20 protein-coding genes and 1 pseudogene are annotated in these 23,011 nt (G+C 34.8%); 19 read left to right on the top strand and 2 right to left on the bottom strand.

The features are described from left to right. Window positions 1-281: 281 nt before the first annotated feature. The 13 genes and pseudogenes from ACQKNX_RS06295 to ACQKNX_RS06235 all read left to right on the top strand — a co-directional run bounded on the left by ACQKNX_RS06295 (window position 282) and on the right by ACQKNX_RS06235 (window position 14,709). Window positions 282-5,180 (top strand): DNRLRE domain-containing protein, encoded by a 4,899-nt coding sequence (locus tag ACQKNX_RS06295; protein WP_427428090.1) that lies wholly within the window; start codon window positions 282-284, stop codon window positions 5,178-5,180. A 15-nt stretch (window positions 5,181-5,195) separates the two neighbouring features. Further along, window positions 5,196-5,603 carry a hypothetical protein gene (locus ACQKNX_RS06290; protein ID WP_427428089.1) on the top strand — a complete coding sequence of 136 codons (408 nt, stop codon included), beginning with the start codon at window positions 5,196-5,198 and terminating at the stop codon, window positions 5,601-5,603. A gap of 1,332 nt (window positions 5,604-6,935) precedes the next feature. Beyond that, window positions 6,936-7,955 carry an RHS repeat domain-containing protein gene (locus ACQKNX_RS06285; RefSeq protein ID WP_427428088.1) on the top strand — a complete coding sequence of 340 codons (1,020 nt, stop codon included), beginning with the start codon at window positions 6,936-6,938 and terminating at the stop codon, window positions 7,953-7,955. A gap of 21 nt (window positions 7,956-7,976) precedes the next feature. Then, window positions 7,977-8,549, top strand: coding sequence for a hypothetical protein (locus ACQKNX_RS06280; protein WP_427428087.1), 573 nt, complete (start codon window positions 7,977-7,979; stop codon window positions 8,547-8,549). Window positions 8,550-8,876: 327 nt separating this feature from the next. Then, entirely contained in the window at window positions 8,877-9,032 is a 156-nt protein-coding gene (locus ACQKNX_RS06275; RefSeq protein WP_427428086.1) for a hypothetical protein, read from the top strand. After that, window positions 9,004-9,300, top strand: a pseudogene (locus ACQKNX_RS06270) (RHS repeat-associated core domain-containing protein); the annotation flags it as partial. The gene ACQKNX_RS06275 and the pseudogene ACQKNX_RS06270, both read left to right, overlap by 29 nt. A 732-nt stretch (window positions 9,301-10,032) precedes the next feature. Then, window positions 10,033-10,422 carry a hypothetical protein gene (locus ACQKNX_RS06265; protein WP_427428085.1) on the top strand — a complete coding sequence of 130 codons (390 nt, stop codon included), beginning with the start codon at window positions 10,033-10,035 and terminating at the stop codon, window positions 10,420-10,422. A 51-nt stretch (window positions 10,423-10,473) separates the two neighbouring features. Beyond that, window positions 10,474-10,884 carry a hypothetical protein gene (locus tag ACQKNX_RS06260; protein ID WP_427428084.1) on the top strand — a complete coding sequence of 137 codons (411 nt, stop codon included), beginning with the start codon at window positions 10,474-10,476 and terminating at the stop codon, window positions 10,882-10,884. Window positions 10,885-11,135: 251 nt separating this feature from the next. Next, window positions 11,136-12,491 carry an RHS repeat domain-containing protein gene (locus tag ACQKNX_RS06255; RefSeq protein ID WP_427428083.1) on the top strand — a complete coding sequence of 452 codons (1,356 nt, stop codon included), beginning with the start codon at window positions 11,136-11,138 and terminating at the stop codon, window positions 12,489-12,491. 23 nt (window positions 12,492-12,514) lie between these two features. Continuing rightward, complete coding sequence (locus ACQKNX_RS06250; RefSeq protein ID WP_427428082.1) at window positions 12,515-12,865, top strand: hypothetical protein; 351 nt, start codon at window positions 12,515-12,517, stop codon at window positions 12,863-12,865. A 423-nt stretch (window positions 12,866-13,288) separates the two neighbouring features. Then, window positions 13,289-13,600, top strand: a complete 312-nt coding sequence (locus ACQKNX_RS06245; RefSeq protein WP_427428081.1) for a hypothetical protein — start codon at window positions 13,289-13,291, stop codon at window positions 13,598-13,600. A 105-nt stretch (window positions 13,601-13,705) separates the two neighbouring features. Continuing rightward, entirely contained in the window at window positions 13,706-14,422 is a 717-nt protein-coding gene (locus tag ACQKNX_RS06240) for an RHS repeat-associated core domain-containing protein (protein ID WP_427428080.1), read from the top strand. Beyond that, window positions 14,413-14,709: a hypothetical protein gene (locus ACQKNX_RS06235; protein ID WP_427428079.1), complete on the top strand. Its 297-nt coding sequence runs from the start codon at window positions 14,413-14,415 to the stop codon at window positions 14,707-14,709. Before ACQKNX_RS06240 ends, ACQKNX_RS06235 begins: the two co-directional genes overlap by 10 nt. Window positions 14,710-14,903: 194 nt before the next feature. Here ACQKNX_RS06235 and ACQKNX_RS06230 read toward each other — a convergent pair whose 3' ends face one another. After that, the gene (locus tag ACQKNX_RS06230; protein ID WP_427428078.1) at window positions 14,904-16,697 is read right to left on the bottom strand and encodes an LVIVD repeat-containing protein; all 1,794 of its coding nucleotides are present in this window, start codon (window positions 16,695-16,697) and stop codon (window positions 14,904-14,906) included. A 462-nt stretch (window positions 16,698-17,159) separates the two neighbouring features. Here ACQKNX_RS06230 and ACQKNX_RS06225 point away from each other — a divergent pair, with 462 nt between their 5' ends. Continuing rightward, a complete protein-coding gene (locus tag ACQKNX_RS06225; RefSeq protein WP_427428077.1) occupies window positions 17,160-17,285 on the top strand; it encodes an IS3 family transposase in 126 nt (41 codons plus the stop codon). Window positions 17,286-17,348: 63 nt separating this feature from the next. Here the strand turns inward: ACQKNX_RS06225 and ACQKNX_RS06220 are convergent, their stop codons facing one another. Next, window positions 17,349-17,966, bottom strand: a complete 618-nt coding sequence (locus tag ACQKNX_RS06220; protein ID WP_427428076.1) for a TetR/AcrR family transcriptional regulator — start codon at window positions 17,964-17,966, stop codon at window positions 17,349-17,351. A gap of 209 nt (window positions 17,967-18,175) precedes the next feature. On the opposite strand from ACQKNX_RS06220, the gene kynU reads away from it, so the two are divergent. The 5 genes from kynU to ACQKNX_RS06195 all read left to right on the top strand — a co-directional run bounded on the left by kynU (window position 18,176) and on the right by ACQKNX_RS06195 (window position 23,001). Further along, on the top strand, window positions 18,176-19,462 hold the full coding sequence (gene kynU, locus ACQKNX_RS06215) for a kynureninase (protein WP_427428075.1): 1,287 nt from the start codon (window positions 18,176-18,178) through the stop codon (window positions 19,460-19,462). Between the two features lie 26 nt (window positions 19,463-19,488). Then, window positions 19,489-20,922, top strand: coding sequence for an amino acid permease (locus ACQKNX_RS06210; RefSeq protein WP_427428074.1), 1,434 nt, complete (start codon window positions 19,489-19,491; stop codon window positions 20,920-20,922). A 101-nt stretch (window positions 20,923-21,023) separates the two neighbouring features. After that, window positions 21,024-21,557 (top strand): 3-hydroxyanthranilate 3,4-dioxygenase, encoded by a 534-nt coding sequence (locus tag ACQKNX_RS06205; protein ID WP_427428073.1) that lies wholly within the window; start codon window positions 21,024-21,026, stop codon window positions 21,555-21,557. Beyond that, a complete protein-coding gene (locus tag ACQKNX_RS06200) occupies window positions 21,542-22,558 on the top strand; it encodes an amidohydrolase family protein (protein ID WP_427428072.1) in 1,017 nt (338 codons plus the stop codon). The genes ACQKNX_RS06205 and ACQKNX_RS06200 overlap by 16 nt, the downstream gene beginning before the upstream one ends. After that, the gene (locus tag ACQKNX_RS06195; protein WP_427428071.1) at window positions 22,555-23,001 is read left to right on the top strand and encodes a RidA family protein; all 447 of its coding nucleotides are present in this window, start codon (window positions 22,555-22,557) and stop codon (window positions 22,999-23,001) included. Before ACQKNX_RS06200 ends, ACQKNX_RS06195 begins: the two co-directional genes overlap by 4 nt. Window positions 23,002-23,011: the final 10 nt, after the last annotated feature.

Here is a 23,011-nt window from a genome sequence, read left to right as displayed (position 1 = left end):
CTAGCGTTCATAGTCACACTTTTCTAGCTTCAATTAACACGTTCTTATCAAATTTAATGGCTAATTTATCCTTTTAGCCAAAACATGGTCAACTGGAAATTGAGGTATGCATTTCTAATTACATTTGTAATTTCTCATATAAGGCAATACAACCATAATTAATCTAAAAAATTGTAACTATATATTACCGTTTTATTATGTATTAATCATTGATAAAATAAATTCTTGATATTTATGGACAGAATATCAAAAATATATAATTTTTTAGGAGAGAAATGTAAGTGAAGGAATTTTGGAAAAAATGGTTAAGTTGTAGCGTTGTACTTGCGCTCTTTATAGCGTATATTCCATTTGGGAATTTTACGCTACACGCAGACGCAAAAAACAACAAAGAAGAAAATAAGCATGAACAAAAAAAGCCAACTGAATTAGTTGAGTTGCGAACGGAGAATGCAAAAACGTTTGATAATATGGATGGGACGTATACCGCAGAGATTGCACAAGAGCCTATTCACTTTCAGAATGAACAAGGTAAATGGGAAGACATTGATAATGATTTAGTTGAAACACAGAATGGTCAAACAGTGAAGAATAAGGCGAATGACTTCTCTATAGAGATTGATAAAGCTACGAGTTCTTCACAACAAAACATCACGATTACTGATGAAACGAGTAAAATCGATTTTGGCCTAGTTTCAGCCCAACATAAGAAGTCAAATATAACAGAACCAGTTCGAAATACAGAAGGTCTTGTACAAGACAATACAATAAAATATCCGAATATTTTAGAGGATACTGATGTCATTTACACAGTAGGTTCTGATCGTGTAAAAGAAGATATTGTTTATCGTGAAAAGCCTACGGGTGGTTTTCCGCAGAAGCTTACTTATAAAGTAAATGTGGATGGGTTAACAGTCGAACAAGTTAACCAAACCATTTATTTAAAGGATGCCAATACAAATACTCCTTTATATTTAATTGAAGCACCGTACATGTATGATAGCTATAAACCTGAAGGATACCAAAGTGTTGATGAAATACAATCAGTTCCTGAAGAAGCAAAATCATATTTATTAACATTAAGTTATGAAGTAATTGGACAAGATTTATTTGTTTACTTAGCACCAGATGCTAATTGGTTAAATAGTGAGGATCGTGTATACCCAATAACGATTGATCCTGCGATTGTTCGCCTACAAACTTCAGCAAACATGGAAGATACGACAATCCGTAGCGCTGCACCTACACAAACTGGTGGAAATGACTTTGAACTAGGTGTAGGGACTGCAGTAGGGGGCAATACGGTTAGGAGCTTATTAAAATTTGATTTAAGTGCTGTACCTTCAAGTACAACAATCGTATCTGCTGATTTAAATTTATGGTTTTCATCGACAAATAATAATTCTCCTATTGCCATTAATTTGCACAATGTAACAAGCACATGGGAAGAAAATCAAGCTTCTTGGACCTATGCCAAAACAACTCCATACACAACATGGAAAACTGCAGGAGGAGATTTCTCAAGTAATAAACTTGGTACGGTAAAGGATATTGGCACACCACCAACATCTATAGCAGACGCAATGGTTAACTGGAAGGTTCCACTTAATGTTGTACAAGGGTGGATTAATAATCCGTCTACAAACTATGGTTTGCTATTAAAGGGTGATAATGAAGCAACACAAATTTATAAAAAGTTTGCTAGTAGTGAACAATCAACATTAAATAAATACAAACCTCAACTAGTAGTTACGTATAAAACAACTGCAAGACTAGGTTTAGAGGATTACTGGGATTATGATTCAAGACCATTAGTGAATGGTACAAATTATGTAAACCTAACAACGAATAATAATATTTTACAATATGAAGATATGTTTATTTTAGGGCGTGCTGATGCTAGCTTAACATTTACAAGAACTTACAATAATAAGGACTATGAAAAATCAGCTTTTGGTTATGGCTGGAGCTTTACTGGTGATGAGAAGGTTTTCATTAATACAGGAAGTCAAGGTAATCAGCTACAGTATAAAGATGCCGACGGTACAATTCATGTTTTCACTTATGACACACCAACAAACCAGTATAAAGGTGAATTCGGGAATTACGACAAAATAAAGAAAAATACAGAAGATACATTTACTCTTTACGATTTATATGGCAACCAAACAATTTTTAAAGTTCGTGAGTCCACAACTGATACAGATGTAAAAGTTGCTTATATTACGACTCAAATAGATCGTAATAATAATAAAATTAATTATTCTTATGATAGTAGTAATAAATTGAAAGAGATTGCAACGGATTTAGGTAAAGATGTTTTGAATAAAACACTTCAGTTGGCCTATTATGATAATGGCCTTATTAGCACGATGACATATGGCGACCAACAAATTACGTATCGCTATACGGCCGATGACTATTTACTATATGTAGATGTGTTGAAAGATCGCAAGAATAACAAAATTTCAAAAACTACAACACAATTTATGTACACGAATAAATTTCTAACGACAATTGTTGATGCAAATGAAAAACGAACAAAATTCGAATACAATGGTGCAGATTTAAAATATGTGTACGAACCAACTGAAGATACTGTAAATCAACCGAAAACAGAATATTCATTGGATCGAGCAACGGGCGTTGCAACAATTACAGACCCTGAACAAGGTGTTACTAAATATTTCGTAAATAATAACTATGTTGTTGAAAAAATCATTTCTCCTTCTGGGGAGGAGAGAACGTATAAACTCGATCAAAACTACAATCTATTGCAAGAAACAGAGACTATCGATGGTGTCTCTAAAGTTTTGCAGACCAATACGTATGACGATTACGGAAATCTAAAATCTACAACGGATGCTGAAAACAATAAGCAATCGTATACGTATACTGCATTCCAAAATGTTGAGACGCATACGGATTCGGGAAATAAGGTAAGTAAGTATTGGTATAATAAAGGGAATTTAACAAAGTCAGAAATACCATCTACTTCAGGTATTGCTACGACTAATTATAAATACGACAACTTTGGTGATTTAGAATGGATGGAGACATCCGATGGGGTTAGGGAAAATTACGCAACAAATTATAAGGATTCCCAAAAAGTCATTACCCATACGGATGCATTTACTAACATGACAACTACTGTGCAGGATTTGTCTGGCAACATTTTATCATCTAAAGACGGCAAACTAAATGAAACAAAGTATCAATATAATTTGAAAAATGAACTAGAAACCGTAACCGATGCAAATCAGCAGAAAACTGCCTATGAATATGATGGAAATGGCAATTTAAATAAGATAACGAATGCAAAAGGTTTTACCACAACATTTGAATTTAATGGAAAAAATCAAATTAAGAAAGAAGTAAATCCCAATAATAATGCAACTTCTTATCAATATGATGAAAATGGTGAGCTGACATTACTTCAAACAGCTAAGAACGATCGTATTGAATATAAAATTGACCAAGAAGCCCCAAGCTCAACGGTTGTTGTTAATGGAAAAGTAGTGTGGCGTTATACAAAGGATGGGGACGATCAGCTAATTTATGGAGAAAATGAATCTACTTTAAAACGGATTAGCTACTATGATAATGGATTATTAAAATCGATTGATAAAGGGGATATTGACGGTGATATTAGCTACGAATATTTAGGTGATGAATATTTATCAAAACTGTCATTCCCAGGGTTTAAACGATATAATACATTAGAATATAAACCAGACGATGCTTATAATACTAAGCAGATAAAGTTAAACGACAATCCACTTGCAACTTTTACTTATGACGATGTGACTGGACAATTAAAAGATACTAATTTCACAAACGGCACCAAACTATCAAAAGTTTATCAATCTGGTCGTTTACAAGAAGAGACATTATCGCTAGATAGTTTATCTGAATGGAATAAGTTCACATATGAGTATGATGCAAACAACAATATTAAAAGCATTATTAATAAAGTAAATTACAGTTATGACGCTTTGAATCAGTTAACGCAAGAAGCATATATTGGTGGTCCACAAATGGACTATACGTATGACCAGGTTGGTAATCGTATTACAAAAAGCGTGAAAAATGCAGGGAAAACAGAATCTACAACGTACCAATTTAATGATGCAAATCAATTATCGTATGTAAACAATCAGCAATACTTGTACGATCCAGATGGAAACTTAACAAGTGATGGAACGTATACGTATGAATGGAATGCATTTGATCAGCTAACAAAAGTAAAAAATAATACTGGCACTATTGTTGCCGAATATGGCTACGATGAAAAAGGAAGAAGAATCTATAGTAAAGATAGTAATGGACCTATTTACTATGCTTATGATGGAGATAGCAATCGCGTTCTTTATGAAAAGGATAAAACCTCTTACGCAATAAAAAGTTACGTTTATGATGACAATGGGCATCCACTAACAATGATTTACGAAGGCGTGTCTTATCATTACCTTACAAACTATCGTGGTGATGTACTAGGGATGACAGATGAGAGCGGCAAGCTTATAGCATCTTACACATACGATGCGTGGGGTAATATTTTAACGCAAAGCGGTACAGTAAAACATATTGATTCCATCAACCCATATCGTTATGCAGGGTATCGTTTTGATGAGGCTACTAAACTATATTATTTAATCGCACGTTACTATAATCCTGATAGCGGTGTATTCTTATCCTTTGACCCGGTCCGTGGAGATACGATGAATCCAATTACATTGAATGGTTATAACTATGCAAATAATAACCCAGTGATGAATGTCGATCCCGATGGAGAATTTGCAATTGCAAATCGTTTGAAACCTTTATTAAAATACCTTATAAAAGTTATTTTTGCAGATTTTCGTGAAAATACATTAACTAATTTTGCCCTGTTAGTAGGTGGTGGTGGACTTTCAGCGATTATAGCAAGAAAAATGGCGCTAAGAGGTTTTACCATGTTAAATAGAGCACCTAATAAGAAGGCAATTAAAGCTTTTATTATAGGTGGATTTAGTGCGTATATTTCAGGTTCCTTTATCACTAAAACAGCTGGTGTAGTTCAATATATAGGAAGTAAACTTTGGAAATATGAAGCTTGGTTTGATAGAACATCATTCGGAAAATTAATTGATAGAGGGCTACTTAATGCAGAACGATATTTATTAAGGAAATTAAGATAAGAAATGGAGGTAATTATGATAAATAAATCTCAAGATAAACCAACAAGAAAATATAGTCGAATTGTAAGAAAAGCGAATTTGTATGATATGTTTTTTATGAAAAAAAAAGCTATTGATACAATAATTACTGCTTTGAAACAACCATTGACTGATAGAGAAAAATCAAGTGCTTATATTTATATAGGACTGTTATATTCAGATTTAAAAGACTATAAAAGCGCTTCAGAAAACTTCCATTTGGGGTTAACTATTGTTGAAAGCCAAGATTTCCCTTACAGTTTCAATTTTTTTAAAATAATCAATACATTTATTAAAAATGATGAATTAGAAAGAGCGAAATACTGGCTAGAAAATCTTACGAATAGAAAAATCTATGATAAAAATTTTAGTAAGTTAAATCATTTGTATTCAAATTTAAAGTGAAAAATATATAGATAATTAAAAACATCTTCTATGAATTGGGTTTATATACTCAAAAATTCATTAGGAGGTGTTTTTCTTTAGAATCGATAAGTTGTCATAATAAATATTATGTTCAAACTACCATCTTTAAAGTAGAGGTTGGGGTCAAAATCAACATTCATGACTGGAGTATTATTGGCATAAATATACCCACTCAACGTTAAACAGTGGGGAATCAGCGACAGCTGTTTTAGGGAGCAGTATGTTCATACCAGGCATTGGATGGTTAGGTGTAGCAGCAATTGCAACAGTTACTGGTGGGGCATGGTTAATAGGAAAGGGTTAATATAGAGCGATTGCTAGTACTGGTGCAAGTATAACAGCAAGACTAATTGCAATGGCTGCATATGGTCCAAAAGCTTATATTTTAAATACAATAGCCAAAGGGCGAAAGCCAACCTTAAAGGGAGTATTTTCGTCATATGTTACTTCAGGCATTTCTTCCGGTTTGCAAATTTTTAAACATCTAAAAGCTGTTTACCGATATGGTGGTAAGCGGGCATTACTTAGATATCTAAGATGAAAAAGTGAGGTGAAGGTACAATGAAAAATATTATCCTTTTGCTAGGAATCGCCATAACAATTGTTGGTATACTTTATTCGGGAAAGTATCATGAGAAGAATTTTTCAAAATCATATTCGTCAAGTTCTTCCGCGTCTAGCGTTAATGACAGCATAGTTTTAGGGGCTCTCTATTTCATATTTGGTTTTATTCTATCAATTTCTCCGTGGTATATAGTTAAATCTATATTGATAGGATTAGGAATTTTATTCATGTGTTTATCTATCTTTTATATATGAGCTCCACGATTAATCATAGATAAAACACTCGATTATTTGGGGCATAGAAGGGGTTTTAATTTCAGAGATAGTTACATTTACCTACTGTACAGTAGTTTACGCATATAGTTATAGACAAAAAAATGAGGTGAACTTTTTGATATTTTTTAGTATAGGTTTATTAATTGTGGGGATTATATTCGCAATAATACGTAGAAGTATTTATCCATTCATTGAAATACTTATCTATGCAAGTGTTGCATTACTATATGATCTTTTTCAATTCATCTTCAGTTTATTAGGGAATAATTGGATATATAATCTAGCTATTCCCATTATATTAACATGGATAGCATTCTATTTTGCAAATAAAATAATAAAAAAAATGGATTGGCAGTATTAATAAATTCATTTAATAAATCATCTCTAAATACAATTTATAAGGTTTAAGAATCTACTACCTATAAGTATAATCAAGCGAATCAATTATCGTTTGTAAACAATCAGCAATACTTGTACGATGCGGATGGAAACTTAACAAGTGATGGAAAGTATACGTATGAATGGAATGCATTTGATCAGCTGACGAAAGTAAAGAGTAATACTGGCACTATTGTTGCCGAATATGGCTACGATGAAAAAGGAAGAAGAATCTATAGTAAAGATAGTAATGGACCTATTTACTATGCTTATGATGGAGATAGCAATCGCGTTCTTTATGAAAAGGATAAAAGCTCCTACGCAGTTAAAAGTTATGTTTACGATGATAACGGTCACCCACTCACAATGATTTACAAAGGCGAAACTTATCATTACCTTACAAACTATCGTGGTGATGTACTAGGGATGACAGATGCAAGTGGTAAGCTTGTAGCATCGTACACATATGACGCTTGGGGTAACATTTTAACGCAAAGTGGTACAGATGATATGGACTCTATTAACCCATACCGCTATGCTGGTTATCGTTATGATGAAGATACAAAGTTATATTATTTAATGGCACGTTATTATAACTCTGATACAGGTGTATTTTTATCGTTAGATCCTGTACGTGGAAATATAGTGAATCCTATATCATTAAATGGGTATAACTATTCAAATAATAATCCAGTTAATTTTACAGATTCAAATGGACAAAATCCTATTTTAATTAGACTTTTACAATTTACAGTAATTCCAATCCTCAAGTATTTGGCTAAAAGATATGGTCCCAAGTTGATGAAAGAATTAAATTATATCGTTAGTAGTAATATTAAAAAGTATTTTAAACAATTTGAAAAGCAGTATATAATTAAATTTGGACAAGGAAATTTAGTTAGTATTATTAAGAAAAGCGGAACGGGGGACAGACGGATATTTTCTTTTGAATATGCAAAAGTCACCTTTTTGAATGGGAAGAAAATAGTAAAAGAAGATGCTTGGCATTATCATTTAGGCAATCCATCCCTTCACTATGTTTTTAGATGGAATGAACAGTATAGAAAGGGTTATACATTCTATGATAAAAAGAAATTTATGTGGGTATGGTAACAAATATGAAAGAGGTTAATAATGAGATTTTATATTGAGGATGTAAATATAGATAGTGAAAGTATACAAGAATACTTTGAAAAGATTCCTTTTGTTTTAAGTGATTTTCCACAATCTCTTCTGGATATTTCTGGACTTTATTTACCTGAATGTGATGAAAATTGGTTTCCTAATTGGATGGATAAAATTAACGGATTTCCACTCTATCTTTTCATAGAAGTAGAAGATTATATAGCTAAAGAATTTGATTCATTTTGCATTCAATATTCTTTTAAACCTCAAAACTTTAGAGGTAAGTTTAAAATTATCGAAATTGAAAATGCAGAAAAATTTAAACTGATGTTTTCTTTAGCAATAACAATAGCATGTGCAGGAGAAGTTGTGATGTGGGCTACTCATAAGAATATTTTTTCCAGTAACAATAACTTAAATAACGAAATGAAGGTTATGGATAATCAGAGTATTTTTGTTATTGGACATGATTGTGAAAACATCCTTATTTTGTCGAATGATTCTAATTTAAAAAACACTAAAGAAATGATTAAAACCTTTCCGAAAGATACAGACTATGAAGGAATATACGTAAATGAGTAGTTGTTATTATTTATTAGAGGCAAAAGTTCCAAAACATAATAGTAGAAGACTAATATAGGAATAGCAGTAACAAGTAATATAAGCTCATAATATACAAAAAGTGCATCTTTTTCTATAAGTACAACGAATAGTCATTTATCTGAAAGTTTCTTTAGATAAATGGCTATTTTTCGTCTGAATAGCTTAAATGTCAAATGAGGTATTTGGATTTGTATAATTTATATAAATGTGGATTTTAATAGTTAAGTTATTTATTATTTATTTATCCACTAATTAAAAGATTGAATAATATACTTGAAAACCATCGTTTATGATAGTAGTAATAAATTGACAGAGATTGCAACGGATTTAGGTAAAGATGTTTTGAAGAAAACACTTCAGTTGGCCTATTATGCTAATGGCCTTATTAGCACGATGACATACGGCGACCAGCAAATTACGTATCGCTATACGTGGCAAGCTTGTAGCATCCTACACATATGACACATGGGGGAACATTTTAACGCAGAGTGGTACAGATGATATGGACTCTATCAACCCATATCGTTATGCAGGGTATCGTTATGATGAGGCTACTAAACTCTATTATTTAATGGCACGTTACTATAATCCTAATACTGGTGTGTTCTTATCACTAGATCCTGTGCGCGGGGATACAGGAAATCCTGTAACATTGAATGGTTATAGTTATGCTAATAATAATCCAGTGATGAATGTGGATCCAGATGGGGAGTTAGCTTATAACATTGTAGCTAGATTAAAATATGGGGCAAAACAAGCGATGAAAAAACTATTAGAAAGCTGGGGAGTCTCTATAAATCTAGGTGAAAAAATAGCAAGTTCAACAATAACTTTTATCGGAGGTACATTTGCATTTAAAAAATTTGCGAAATCACAGACTAAATCTTTTAAGCTTTATAAGGCTTTTGTCCGAAGCTTTGCCAATACTTTTAGTAAGTCTCTAATAGGATTTGCAAAGAAAAAATTAATATCTGCACTAGGTAAAAAAGCAGTTAGTATGATGATTGGGGGCATAGGAGGAGTATTAATATCAGAGATAGTTACATTTACCTACTGGACAGTAGTTTACGCATATAGTTATAGACCAAAAAAATGAGGTGAACTTTTTGATATTTTTTAGTATAGGTTTATTAGTTGTGGGGATTATATTCGCAATAATACGTAGAAGTATATATCCATTCATTGAAATACTTATCTATGCAAGTGTTGCATTACTATATGATCTTTTTCAATTCATCTTCAGCTTATTAGGGAATAATTGGATGTATCATCTAGCTATTCCCGTTATATTAACATGGATAGCATTCTATTTTGCAAATAAAATAATAAAAAAAATAGATTGGCAGTATTAATAAATTCATTTAATAAATCATCTCTAAATACAATTTATAAGCTTTAAGAATCTACTATCTATAAGTATAATCAAGCGAATCAATTATCGTTTGTAAACAATCAGGAATTCTTGTACGATCCAGATGGAAATTTAACAAGTGATGGAACGTTTACGTATGAATGGAATGCATTTGATCAGTTAATAAAAGTGAAAAATAATGCAGGTACTGTTATTGCTGAATATGGCTACGATGAAAAAGGAAGAAGAATCTATAGTAAAGATAGTAATGGACCTATGTACTATGCTTATGATGGAGATAGCAACCGTGTTCTCTATGAAAAGGATAAAACCTCTTACGCAGTAAAAAGTTACGTTTACGATCAGAATGGGTATCCACTAACAATGATTTACAAAGGAGTACCTTATCATTACCTTACAAACTATCGTGGTAGGTGCTATAGGAATGGGACTCCCGAGCCAGCTATAGAGCAGAAGCAAGTGGTGTTTGGTATATGGTAAGTAGTGAAGTAAATAAGTTATATAGAAAATATAGATAAGTAGGTGAGATAAATGAGTGAAATTGTAAATGTAGTACTTTTTTCTTTCATTGGTTTGATTGTATCGTTAGTAATAATGGTTATATTTTTTAAAAGAAAAAAACAACATAAAGATTTCAAGGCAGTAATTATTACTTTCAGTATCTTCTCATTAATTTGTATATACCTAAGTGTATCAGGGATAATTGATATTATGAATGTGAGGAATGGACAAACTCAATCTTCAAGTGGTTCCTGTGAAATTGTAAAGATGGACAATATTGGTGGTAGATTTGGCAGTGACACGATTTTTCAAGTATTAGTCAATAATTTAACAGTTGAAGCCAATTATGAGGAATTCTCTTTTTTAGAAGAAGGAACATATAGCTGCACGATTCATTATAGTGAAAAATCTCATTATTTGATAGATATTGAATTTAATTAAAAGTAACAATATCTTCCGATCTATCGGCACAAGAAACTTCCACATTTTGTTAAATTCCTTACTAGGATAAAGACTAAAGGTTTTTTGGGATTTAGTTTAACTAAATTAGTATTAATGAAAGGTTGAACGACAAAAGTTTTGCGTTCGACCTTTCAATTTTTTATAGTAACAATAGCTATGCTTTCTTTAAAAGGGATTCATATTAGCCCTTACATAATAAAAAAGTAAATTTATTTAAAGGTAGCTCTTAGTTGGAGAAAACAGAGGGCTATGATACTAATTTCACAAACGGCACCAAACTTTCAAAGGTTTATCAATCTGGTCGTTTACAAGAAGAGACATTATCGCTAGATAGTTTATCTGAATGGAATAAGTTCACATATGAGTATGATGCAAACAACAATATTAAAAGCATTATTAATAAAGTAAATTACACTTATGATGCTTTAAACCAATTAACGCAAGAAGCATATATTGATGGTCCACAAATGGACTATACGTATGATGAAGTTGGGAATCGTCTTACAAAAAGCGTGAAAAATGCAGGGAAAACTGAATCAACTACCTATAAGTATAATAAAGCGAATCAATTATCGTTTGTAAACAATCAGGAATACTTGTACGATCTAGATGGAAACTTAACAAGTGATGGAAAGTATACGTATGAATGGAATGCATTTGATCAGTTAATAAAAGTGAAAAATAATGCAGGTACTGTTATTGCTGAATATGGCTACGATGAAAAAGGAAGAAGAATCTATAGTAAAGATAGTAATGGGCCTATTTACTATGCTTATGATGGAGATAGCAATCGCGTTCTTTATGAAAAGGATAAAACATCTTATGCAATAAAAAGTTACGTTTATGATGACAATGGGCGTCCACTAACAATGATTTACGAAGGCGTGTCTTATCATTACCTTACAAACTATCGTGGTGATGTACTAGGGATGACAGATGAGAGCGGCAAGCTAGTAGCATCTTACACATACGATGCGTGGGGTAATATTTTAACGCAAAGTGGTACAGATGATATTGACTCTATCAACCCATATCGTTATGCAGGATATCGTTATGATAAAGATACAAAGCTCTATTATTTAATGGCACGATACTATAATCCTAATACAGGAGTTTTTCTTTCATTAGATCCTGTGGGTGGGGATACGATGAATCCCCTAACATTAAATAGCTATAACTATGCTCATAATAATCCTGTATTGTTTGTGGATCCGGATGGAGAATGGGCTAAAATTGTTATTACTGTATTGAAAAAAGCAGTAACTAAGATTAAGGTTAAACCTAAAATTGGTGTAATTTCTTCAATTAAAAAGGATCAACGTTTAGTAAAAGCTGCTGAGCAAATGGGTAAAAATACAGCAGTTCAAAAAGAGGCTGATGATTTAGTAAATAAGTTTCTTCATGGTAATACCAATCCGGGATTGGGAAGTAAAAATTTATTTGGTAATATTTCCTATTTGAGAGGGAGAGAAGGGGCACGAGTTTTTTATAGAATGAATCACGGAAAAATGGAAATATTAGCTAAATCAAGTAAGGCAAATGAGCAAAAAGTAATTGATGTATTAAAACAATTGTACGGTAAATAAATTTATACATTGGAGATGAAGAAATGGATATTATTAGAGTAGAATTTCCAACTCCTCTTAGTAATATTAAAAATATTGAAGATGATAATATAGATGTTTTCATTGAATTAGAAGATGGCATGACTTATACGCTTGTAATAACTACGCCAAAAAACTTATATACTTTAATGAGAAATGAGAAAATTAGTTATATTCCTGCAGGACCTTCGTTTGTTATTGTTGAGTCGTTAACTGAAAAGAATATTATAGATGTGATTAAAACATATGTTGTTAATGAAGCATATTGGTTAAAACTCAATTTTATTTCAGGTGAACTTGATATAAATTTGTTGGATAAAAAGGTACAGCAGATTAGGGTAGATAATGATTTATAAAAAGAGCTCAAGGTGTTTGTTTTTATTTATTAAAACTTAATAAACTTAATATTAAATGTCTATTGGTATGGACTATTTTTATAGAGAATTAAATAACATATATTTTGGAAGTTATTTTTGAACTCCTTAATTTATCAATTGCAAAAGCAAAAGCATTAAGGAAATGTTTAACTATTATTACAACTCTTTATTTTCAATTTCCTCACCAAGTAGCAAGGGATACTGATATATGAAACACTTTTTAAGTGAAATGATGGGATAGCATTGCTATGTCCTTTTCCTTAAAGAGTGTTTTTTATTTCTCAGGTAAGTAGGTGGAATGTAAATGGTTTTAATTATATTAATTATTGTATTAATGATTTTTGTGATCGTTTCACAAATGGATTATACATAGATGAAGTTGGGAATCGTCTTACAAAAAGCGTGAAAAATGCAGGGAAAACAGAATCTACTACGTACCAATATAATGATGCGAATCAATTATCGTTTGTAAACAATCAGGAATACTTGTATGATCTGGATGGAAATTTAACAAGTGATGGAACGTTTACGTATGAATGGAATGCATTTGATCAGTTAATAAAAGTGAAAAATAATGCAGGTACTGTTATTGCTGAATATGGCTACGATGAAAAAGGAAGAAGAATCTATAGTAAAGATAGTAATGGACCTATGTACTATGCTTATGATGGAGATAGCAATCGAGTTCTTTATGAAAAGGATAAGACCTCTTAAGCAGTAAAAAGCTATGTTTACGATGACAATGGACGTCCACTTACAATGATATACGAAGGCAAACCTTATCATTACCTTTCAAACTATCGAGGTGATGTACTGGGGATGACAGATGCAAGTGGCAAACTTGTAGCATCTTACACATATGACGCATGGGGTAACATTTTAACGCAGAGTGGTATAGATCATATGGACTCTATCAATCCATATCGTTATGCAGGATATCGTTATGATGAAGATACAAAGTTATATTATTTAATGGCACGTTACTATAATCCAGATACTGGTGTTTTCTTATCATTAGATCCTGTGCGTGGGGATACAATGAATCCCTTAACGCTGAATGGTTATAGTTATGCTAATAATAATCCAGTGATAAATGTGGATCCTAATGGAGAATCAGCTTTTACGGTTATATTTAATAGATTAAAAAGTGCTCTATTATACGGTATTGGTAAATGGTTGAGTTTTTACATTCCTGGAAGTCTCTTCAAAGCATTGCAAAATGGTTCTATTGCTCCTTACATTTTATTTGGAGAGAAAATATTAAGTGGTGTAAAAACTAGTATTCAAGCTTATGTTAATGGGAAAAAGAGTATGAATGGCTTAGTATATGATATTAAGAGAACCATGTCTAACTCAAGAAATGAACAGCAAAAGATAATAAAAGCTGCTCAGAACCAAATCAGGAAATATGGTGCGAAAATGGCCGGGAAAGTGTTACTGAAATCTATTTTTACATGGGGAGATGTGGGGGTCATAGGATGGTATACAATTGTAGGATTTAAAAATAAATATGGGTGGAGTAGAGCATGGAGATAAAAAAAGATAGAACACTAACTCATTTGTTATTAAGTAGCTATACAATTGGTTTTGTTTTAGGCTGCTTAACTTTTTTTATCACTGAAAGAAATATAGATTATCAATTTAGTTTTTCCATTGAAACTATTTTTAGTTTTGTTCTTTTATTACCTATCATTTATTGGGGTTATCGTTATTCGGGTATGGTCTTTAATAAACAACATATGAAAGTGAAATTACTTTACATTGTGTTATGGATAGTGGGTATGTACTTTGGTTTAATCTTTTTTGAATTGGTTTTAAAATAATTATTCAATAGACTTGATAAATTCATGAAAGAAAATCTATTTTACAAAGAGTGCATCTACTTCCCAAGAAAAAACTTAAGCGAGATGTGTCCGAAAACTTGACGTAAAACCAATTCACTTCCGAACATCGCACGCCAAATACTAAAAAAACCGAACGACTTTTCAATAGTCGTTCGGTTTTTTAAATTTACTTTTTACTTTTTTTGCGTTTGTTTTTTCTCCTCTACGGGCTCCGGTAAACCGATGACCGGGTCACCGAGTAAAGGTGTAGATAGGGCATACATGCCATGGTTTGAAAATGCCCAAATTAAATTTCGGTCCCATTCGACGAAAATGCCGTGTACAGGATTAGAATGATCGCTTGTCGTAGTTGTGCCATCTTCGTTTGGAATTTCTCCAGACATCTTCGGCACAAAGTATGCTTCGATTGTTGATTCTGTTGGGTTGGTTACGTCAAAAATTTGGACACCTGCATTGTAGAAGGCGTAAGGGATATATTGGTCGCTCGGAACACCTGGATTAATGGTTGCATAGCCACTCCGCTTCGGTCCAAAGCTGCCGCGACGTTGGCAAAAGTCTGTGAATGGTGCTGATTCTGGTGGTGTCGGGCGTTTTAACGTACTAATGATTTTAGGCTCAAGCGGATTGTTGACGTCGATTGCGTAAATTTCCTTATAAGGCTCATGGCAATCTTCGCTAAGTGGATAGCCGCTATAGTAAACAATGCCTGTGCTTTCGACTTTGGAAACGTCAATATTATCCCCTTCAGTACCGCTAACACTCATTGGCATGTCAATATGTGAAACCGTTTTCATATTTGCTGGATCGGATATGTCTACAATATAAAACCCAAAGCCACCCATTGCTGCATAGCCGTACTTGCCACCCTTTTCTACAGGTGTCGGAATGAATAGCGGCATGCGAGAGCCCATCCATGTTGTTTTGTTGCCAGCGCGGGGGTTTTTGTTATAGGATGCTTCTTCGCCTACACGTTGACCTGGCACCCACCAAGTTGAAAGACGTTTCGGATTAGATGGGTCTGAAATATCAAAGGCCATTTGTGCTCCTGAATATAAATAGCTTTTATACTCTGTATTGATGAAGGAATCATCAGGTGCACCTGCAACAAATAAATAATCTCCACCATCATAGACAGGTACGTCTTGACAGCCAGAGCCTTCTTGTACAAGGTCACTTGCATTTGCTTTCGCATCTAAAGGTGTTTCAGATAGCAGATTCCATTCTGAAAATAATGGGCTTGTGACTTCGAAAATGCGGAATCCACGCAGCATTTCTTTTTCTTTAATAGCCTTAACTTGCTCAGGGGATTCATACTTATTCGATAGAACACCATAACGCGGTACTTCGTAACATTGAACGGCAATTGTTTTGTCCAACTTTTTATTGTATTTGACTGTCATTGGACCGAAGCGTTTGTCTCCCTTATCTGTGTCAATTAATTTATTGGCGATACGCTTGGCGTTTTTAGGATCTGTAATATCGAATACATTGTACATATCTGTTTCAAGATCGTATAAATAGCGACGACCGTCTAGATCGAAAGTAGCTTGCCAGCTATGTCCCCAACCAATAACGTATGGATAGAATGCTTCTACATTCATATTTTTCGTATATTGATTTTGATCAAGATAAGGCAAACTTCCTTCAAATGGTTGTGGACCTTCATTATCCGGTGTTGCGGCTGGGTGAGTGAAAATCCCTGTCTTCGCATCATAGCCCCAGCTGCCAGGCGCGGGCTCTTCTGGTTCACCTGGTAAAAGCTTTGTTGTGCCTTCCTTTTTCGTTGGCAGCGGTGCATCAGGTGCATTTTTGTTTAGACCTGTGTGCGGTGCTTCCTGCTTGTCTTCTTTTTTAGCTTCATCGTTCGCTAATGCAGTGCCTAAAGACAAGAAGAAAATAATGCCCATCATAAGAAGAAAGGTAAAAGCTAAATTACTCAGAAAAGGATGTGACTTAAATTTTTTCATCAACGCAATCCCCCTAGAAATCTATGAATTTTTAAAGCGTAAGAGCATTTTACTAAAGACATGTAGATTGTATAGGTGACAAATAAGTTGAAGCTGGAAAATTGTGAAATTTAGTTGTTCCGGAACTAAATAAATACTACAATCATATATGACACGGTGTCAACTTTTTATTTTCTGAATATTTAGACTTTCATAAATTTGAGTCTTCTATCCTACCTACACGCTAAAATAGATCTCAAACAAAATAAAAAAATAGATTAAGATGAATCTCCTATGGACTAACCTAATCATAAGACAATATAAAACACCTCTAAAATGGGCTTGCTATATGTAAATCATTTGGGAGGTGTTTTTCTATGGAAAAAGTTAGTTATTCTCCAGAAGTTAAATGGGCAGTTGTGAAAGAAAAATTAGCGGGTGAATTAACGAATCAAAAAATCATGAACAGAAGCATTTGAGCGTGTGAAGCATCATTCGTTGACTAATGAAGTGACGAGATTACGTGTAATGGAATATATGAGAGAATATAATGAGGAACGAATACAAGAAAAATTAGGCTACTTAACTCCCATAGAATTTGGGAAGTAAGCAGCCTAATGGGGTGTTTTATATGTGTCTCAAATGACTAGGTCAGTTCTTGATCTGGTTTTTTTATTTGTATAACCCATCGATATACATCGTTGTAATCGTCCAAGCGATGTCCTCAATAGAAGCGGACGTATCATCACGCACGAGGTCCCATTGGTGGTTTTCATTGATTAAAAACCATGAGCGTGCGACGATATCGATTTTTAAATCTGTCCGTACTAAGCCTTGACTCTGCGCATATGTAATATCGCGGATAATAAAATGTATGTTCGTTTTTCGGATGTCATCCCACTTTTCATTCACGGCAGGGGAAAGGCTAATCGCTTCTGCGAATACTTTCATAATATCTTTATTGGATTTTGCCATCGTTAAAAAAGCAGTGACTTGATTCAGGACAAGCTCTTTTGCTTCTTCTTTGCTAGTAGGTAGGAAAGGTGTGTGGGCCATATCAAGAAATTCCTGCATGACCGTTTCCATGAGTGCGATTAAAATCTCGTCTTTTCCTTTGAAGTGTACATAAGCTGTCCCATAACCAGTTTCTGCTCTCTTAATAATTTGAGAAATAGTAGTTTTTTTAAAGCCAAATTCATAGAAAACGTCACGCGCGGCATCCAATAATTTTTGTTTCGTTGCGATAGAGCGCATATTTCTTCCGTCGATTGGCTTCGTTTCTTCACTCATTAAATGACCTCCAAGATATGACTTGTTTTATTTATAATAAGCGTGCTATTGCTTGATAATCCAATGATTTATTTCATTTAATCATAGCCCATTTGAAATATTTTTACAAATGACGTTGGAAAATTTGGTAAAAATAATATTGACACTATGTCAACTTTATTTTAGACTATGAACATATTCAGAAAATTTAAAAAATGGGGGAGAGAATTTTGGGAACTAGAGAAAGCGTTTACAAAAATGAGCATGCAAAACAATATGATGCGAATGATTCATTTCGATCATACCGCGATGAATTTTATTTACAATCAGGTGTTATTTACATGGATGGTAATTCCTTAGGCTTAATGTCCAAAAGAGCCGAGGAAAATGTCCATGAATTAATGGAATCTTGGAAAGCATACGGGATTAAAGGATGGACAACCGGTAAGTATCCATGGTTTTTCATTTCAGAGAAGCTCGGTGAAATGTGTGCACCACTAATCGGAGCTGAGAAAAATGAAGTCATTATTGCCGGTTCTACGACTTCCAATATTCATCAAGCTGTCGCAACATTTTATAAACCAGAAGGGCGACGAACAAAAATTTTAGCGGATGAATTAACATTCCCATCAGATATTTATGCACTACAGAGTCAAATAAAGTTAAAAGGCTATGATCCAGATGAGCATTTAGTACGTGTGAAAAGTCGTGATGGCAAGCTAATTTTAGAAGAGGATATTATCGCAGCGATGACAGATGAGATAGCGCTCATAATGCTGCCAACTGTCCTTTACAGAAGTGGTCAGCTACTAGATATAAAACGCTTAACTGCCGAAGCACACGCGAGAGGCATTTGCATTGGCTTTGATGCTTGTCATTCTATTGGGGCAATTCCGCATTACTTTAGTGAGTGGAATGTTGATTTTGCTATATGGTGTAATTATAAGTATCTCAACGGTGGTCCTGGTTCAGTCGCTGGCTTGTATGTGAATAAAAAACATTTCGGCATTTATCCTGGTTTAGCTGGCTGGTACAGCTCCAAAAAAGATAAACAGTTTGATATGGCACATACATTAGATGTGGAAGAATCTGCTGGGGCATTTCAAATGGGTACACCGCACGTGCTGAGCTTAGCCCCTATTATCGGATCATTAGAAATGTTTGCGGAGGCTGGTATCGAAAATATTCGTCAAAAATCATTAAAGCTTACACGGTATATGATGGACTTAATCGAGCAAGAGCTAACTGAGCTTGGCTTTTCAATTGGCAATCCAAATGAAGATGATAAACGAGGGGGGCATGTTTGCTTAGAGCATGATGAGGCGATTCGAATTTGCAAAGCTTTAGTTGATAAGGGCGTCATTCCAGACTTTAGACCGCCTAACATTATTCGTCTCGCACCAATCGCCTTTTATACGTCATTCGAGGAGGTGTGGGAAACCGTCGAAATATTAAAAGCAATCGTGACAGAAAAGCAATATGAAGAGTATGGGAAGGAAAGAAATGTAGTTTCTTAAACGACAATAACAAAGGGGGCAAATGTATGTCACAAGACAATCGTTTGCAAGATATCGTTGAAAGAGAAAAGGGATTAAGTCAAAGCTTAACAACACGCCAGCTGACGATGATTGCCATTGGGGGAGCAATCGGGACCGGGTTATTTTTAGGGAGTGGCTTGGCGATTGGCTTGGCAGGACCGAGTGTCATTATTAGCTATGCAATCGGTGCATTAATTGCATTATTACTCATGGGCTGCTTAGCAGAAATGACTGTAGCTCATCCAGTGACAGGATCGTTTGGTGCCTATGCAGAGAAGTATATTAATCCATGGGCTGGCTTTTCGGTACGCTATTCGTATTGGTTTAGTTTAGTATGTGCAATCGGTACGGAGGTTACAGCTATAGCCGTTTATATGAAGTATTGGTTTCCGACCGTGCCTGCCATCGTTTGGATAATCTTGTTTGCAGCAGTGCTTATTTATGTGAACGCAACATCGGTCAAATTATTTGGTGCTGTTGAATATTGGTTTTCACTCTTTAAAGTAGCTGCGATTGTTGGATTTATTATTCTAGCAGTCTATGTCATTGTTGGCGCGGATAGTGGCGCAGCTATTGGTACTCAAAATTATACAAATGACGGTGGTTTCTTCCCTAATGGGGTATGGGGAATGTGGATTGCTATATTTGTATCGCTGTTCAGTTATTTAAGTATTGAAATGATTGCTGTTAGTGCTGGTGAAGCAAAGGATCCGGAAAAAGCAGTGCCGATTGCGCTTCGTTCAGCCGTTGTTCGACTTGTGCTGTTTTACTTATTAACGCTATCTTTAATGCTGATGATTGTGCCATGGGGGATGGCAGGAATCGATAAAAGTCCATTCGTAAAAGTAATTGAAATTATGAATATCCCAGGAGCAGCAGCTATTATGAATTTCGTCGTACTTGTGGCAGCGCTTTCTGCGATGAATAGTCAATTATATATTTCTACACGTATGATGTTTTCTTTATCAAGAGGTGGCTACGCGCCGAAAGTATTAGGTAAATTAAATAGGAAAAACGTACCTTCAGTTGCATTATTTGCTTCTGTTATCGGTATCGCCATCGCGACAATTTTTACAGTTGTCAGACCGGATGCGGCTTTTGCAACGATGATTTCGCTTTCTAGCTTTGGTGCGATGTTTGCTTGGTTTATGATTTTTATTACACACCTGTTCTTCCGTAAAAAATGGAATGAAACGAACGGACGCAAATTACCGGTAAGAATGATTGGTTATCCGTACTTAACAATTTTCGGTGCAGTCTTGTTAGCGTCTGTTGTACTATCAACATGGTTTTCACCGGACTTTAAAGCCACATTAACACTCGGATTCCCTTGGTTAATCTTTATTTCAGTTTGTTACTTCTTCTGGAAAAAGGCGAACACGAAATCTTCGGTTATTGTAGAAGATACTACAGAGAGTTCAGGAAGCGGGATTGTTTAGCAGTAGGCAATCATGGTCATTGAAGTCGGTTAGCGATTTCAGTACGGTATTAAAATCCATAAAAAAACATAAATATAAAATTTTAGAGGAGTGGGTTTCGTATGGCAACATTACAAGCATTTAATCTATTAAATTGGATCGAAGAAAATAAACATTCTTTAAAGCCACCTGTTAACAATAAAGTGCTATGGGAGGATTCGGAGTTTATTTGTATGATTTTGGGCGGACCTAATCGCCGTCGAGATTTCCATGTCGATCCATCTGATGAGTTCTTTTATCAAATTAAAGGCGATTGCTTCGTAGAGATAATTAATGAAGGAAAGCGTGAAGTGATTACAATTAAAGAAGGGGAAGTGTTCATGCTACCAGCGAATGTGCCGCACTCTCCTCATCGTATTGCTGACACATATGGACTTGTCGTAGAAAGGAAGCGGGCAGAGGGAGAGCTAGAGGACTTCGTATGGTTCTGTGAAAACTGCGATCAACAAATGCATAAAAAAACGGTGCAATTGACAGATATCGAAACACAAGTGAAAGGTGCAATCGAAGAATTCAATGGTAGTTTAGAGCTACGCACATGTAAAAATTGCGGTCATGTAATGTCTGAAGAAGTGAGTTTATGGCAATGCGAGTAGATTTCCATACTCATATTATTCCAGAAGATATACCTAACTTTGTGGAGAAGTTTGGCGGAGAACGCTGGCCAACATTAGCAAAAACATGTACATGTGGTGCGAATATTATGGTAGCAGGTCAAGTGTTTAGAGAAGTGACAGACCAAGTATGGAGCCCAGAAAAACGCATACAGGATATGGATGCTGAAGGGGTGGATATACAAGTATTGTCCCCGATTCCTGTGACGTTTTCCTATTGGGCGGAGGCACAGGCGGCAGAGGAAATGGCTCGTATACAAAACGACTTTATTGCGAATACGGTGAAGCAATATCCGAAGCGATTCCTCGGTCTTGGCACAGTGCCACTCCAAGATGTAGAGGTAGCAATTTGTGAAATGGATCGTTGCATACATGAGCTAGGGCTTAAAGGCATCGAAATCGGGACGAATATAAACGGCAAAAATTTAGACGACCCAGCTTTTACAGCATTTTTCGAAATGGCGGAGAAATGGCAAGTGCCTTTATTTATTCACCCGTGGGAAACGCTCGGGAAGGACCGCATGCCGCGCCATAATTTTATGTACACGGTAGGGATGCCAAGTGAAACTGCGCTTGCTGCTGCTAGTCTTATTAACGGCGGAGTTATCGAAAAATTCCCGAAACTTAAAGTGTGTTTTGCACACGGTGGTGGCTCTTTTCCTTATATTTTACCTCGCTTAGATCAAGGGTGGAAAGTATGGCCGCATCTACGCTTAACGAGTAAACCACCGAGCTATTATGCGAAAAATTTTTATTTCGATTCTTTAAATTATGATCCGTTAAATCTTCAATATTTAATCGATCGATTTGGAGCAGACAAAATTGTGATGGGCTCAGACTACCCCTTCTTATTAAGGGAAATCGCACCGGGGAAGATAGTGGATGAGACACTTCATCTTTCAGAAGAACAAAGAAAGGATATTTTAGGGAGAAATGCCTTAGCCTTTTTAAATATCGAGATAAAGGAAGAGATCAGATCATGACACCAGAGGAAAGACTTGCACAGTTAGGGCTTGAATTACCACCTTTACGTCCTGCTTGGGGAGACTATGTAGGTTGTGTAAGGACGGGCAATCTCTTATTTACCTCAGGACAGGGTGTGGATCAGTACCACGGTAAGCTAGGGAGAGATTTGACGACAGAAGAAGGCTATTTAGCAGCACAGCAATCGATGCTAAACCTACTCAGTGTAGTGAAACATGAAATAGGCGAATTAAGTAAAGTGAAGCAATTTGTCAAAGTATTAGGGATGGTAAATTGCACAGAGGATTTCATTGAGCAGCCTAAAGTAATGAACGGAGCCTCAGATTTAATTGGGAAGGTTTTCGGAGAGAAGGGTAAGCACGGGCGCTCTGCTGTTGGAATGGCTCAATTACCTAATAATACAGCAATCGAAATAGAGATGATTATTGAAATCGAAGAATAGGAGGAGTGGC

The organism is Lysinibacillus sp. NPDC093712 (genome assembly GCF_050280025.1).
GTDB lineage: Bacteria > Bacillota > Bacilli > Bacillales_A > Planococcaceae > Lysinibacillus.
This window is presented reverse-complemented; position numbering and strand designations above follow the sequence as displayed.

Bases quoted from the DNA above. Each gene is read 5' to 3' on its own strand.
- ACQKNX_RS06210 (WP_427428074.1), top strand. From the start codon at position 19,489: ATGTCACAAGACAATCGTTTGCAAGATATCGTTGAAAGAGAAAAGGGA.
- ACQKNX_RS06220 (WP_427428076.1), bottom strand. From the start codon at position 17,966: ATGAGTGAAGAAACGAAGCCAATCGACGGAAGAAATATGCGCTCTATC.
- ACQKNX_RS06250 (WP_427428082.1), top strand. From the start codon at position 12,515: ATGGATATTATTAGAGTAGAATTTCCAACTCCTCTTAGTAATATTAAA.
- ACQKNX_RS06240 (WP_427428080.1), top strand. From the start codon at position 13,706: ATGACAGATGCAAGTGGCAAACTTGTAGCATCTTACACATATGACGCA.
- ACQKNX_RS06280 (WP_427428087.1), top strand. From the start codon at position 7,977: ATGAGATTTTATATTGAGGATGTAAATATAGATAGTGAAAGTATACAA.
- ACQKNX_RS06230 (WP_427428078.1), bottom strand. From the start codon at position 16,697: ATGAAAAAATTTAAGTCACATCCTTTTCTGAGTAATTTAGCTTTTACC.
- ACQKNX_RS06260 (WP_427428084.1), top strand. From the start codon at position 10,474: ATGAGTGAAATTGTAAATGTAGTACTTTTTTCTTTCATTGGTTTGATT.
- ACQKNX_RS06200 (WP_427428072.1), top strand. From the start codon at position 21,542: ATGGCAATGCGAGTAGATTTCCATACTCATATTATTCCAGAAGATATA.
- ACQKNX_RS06205 (WP_427428073.1), top strand. From the start codon at position 21,024: ATGGCAACATTACAAGCATTTAATCTATTAAATTGGATCGAAGAAAAT.
- ACQKNX_RS06195 (WP_427428071.1), top strand. From the start codon at position 22,555: ATGACACCAGAGGAAAGACTTGCACAGTTAGGGCTTGAATTACCACCT.
- ACQKNX_RS06235 (WP_427428079.1), top strand. From the start codon at position 14,413: ATGGAGATAAAAAAAGATAGAACACTAACTCATTTGTTATTAAGTAGC.
- ACQKNX_RS06290 (WP_427428089.1), top strand. From the start codon at position 5,196: ATGATAAATAAATCTCAAGATAAACCAACAAGAAAATATAGTCGAATT.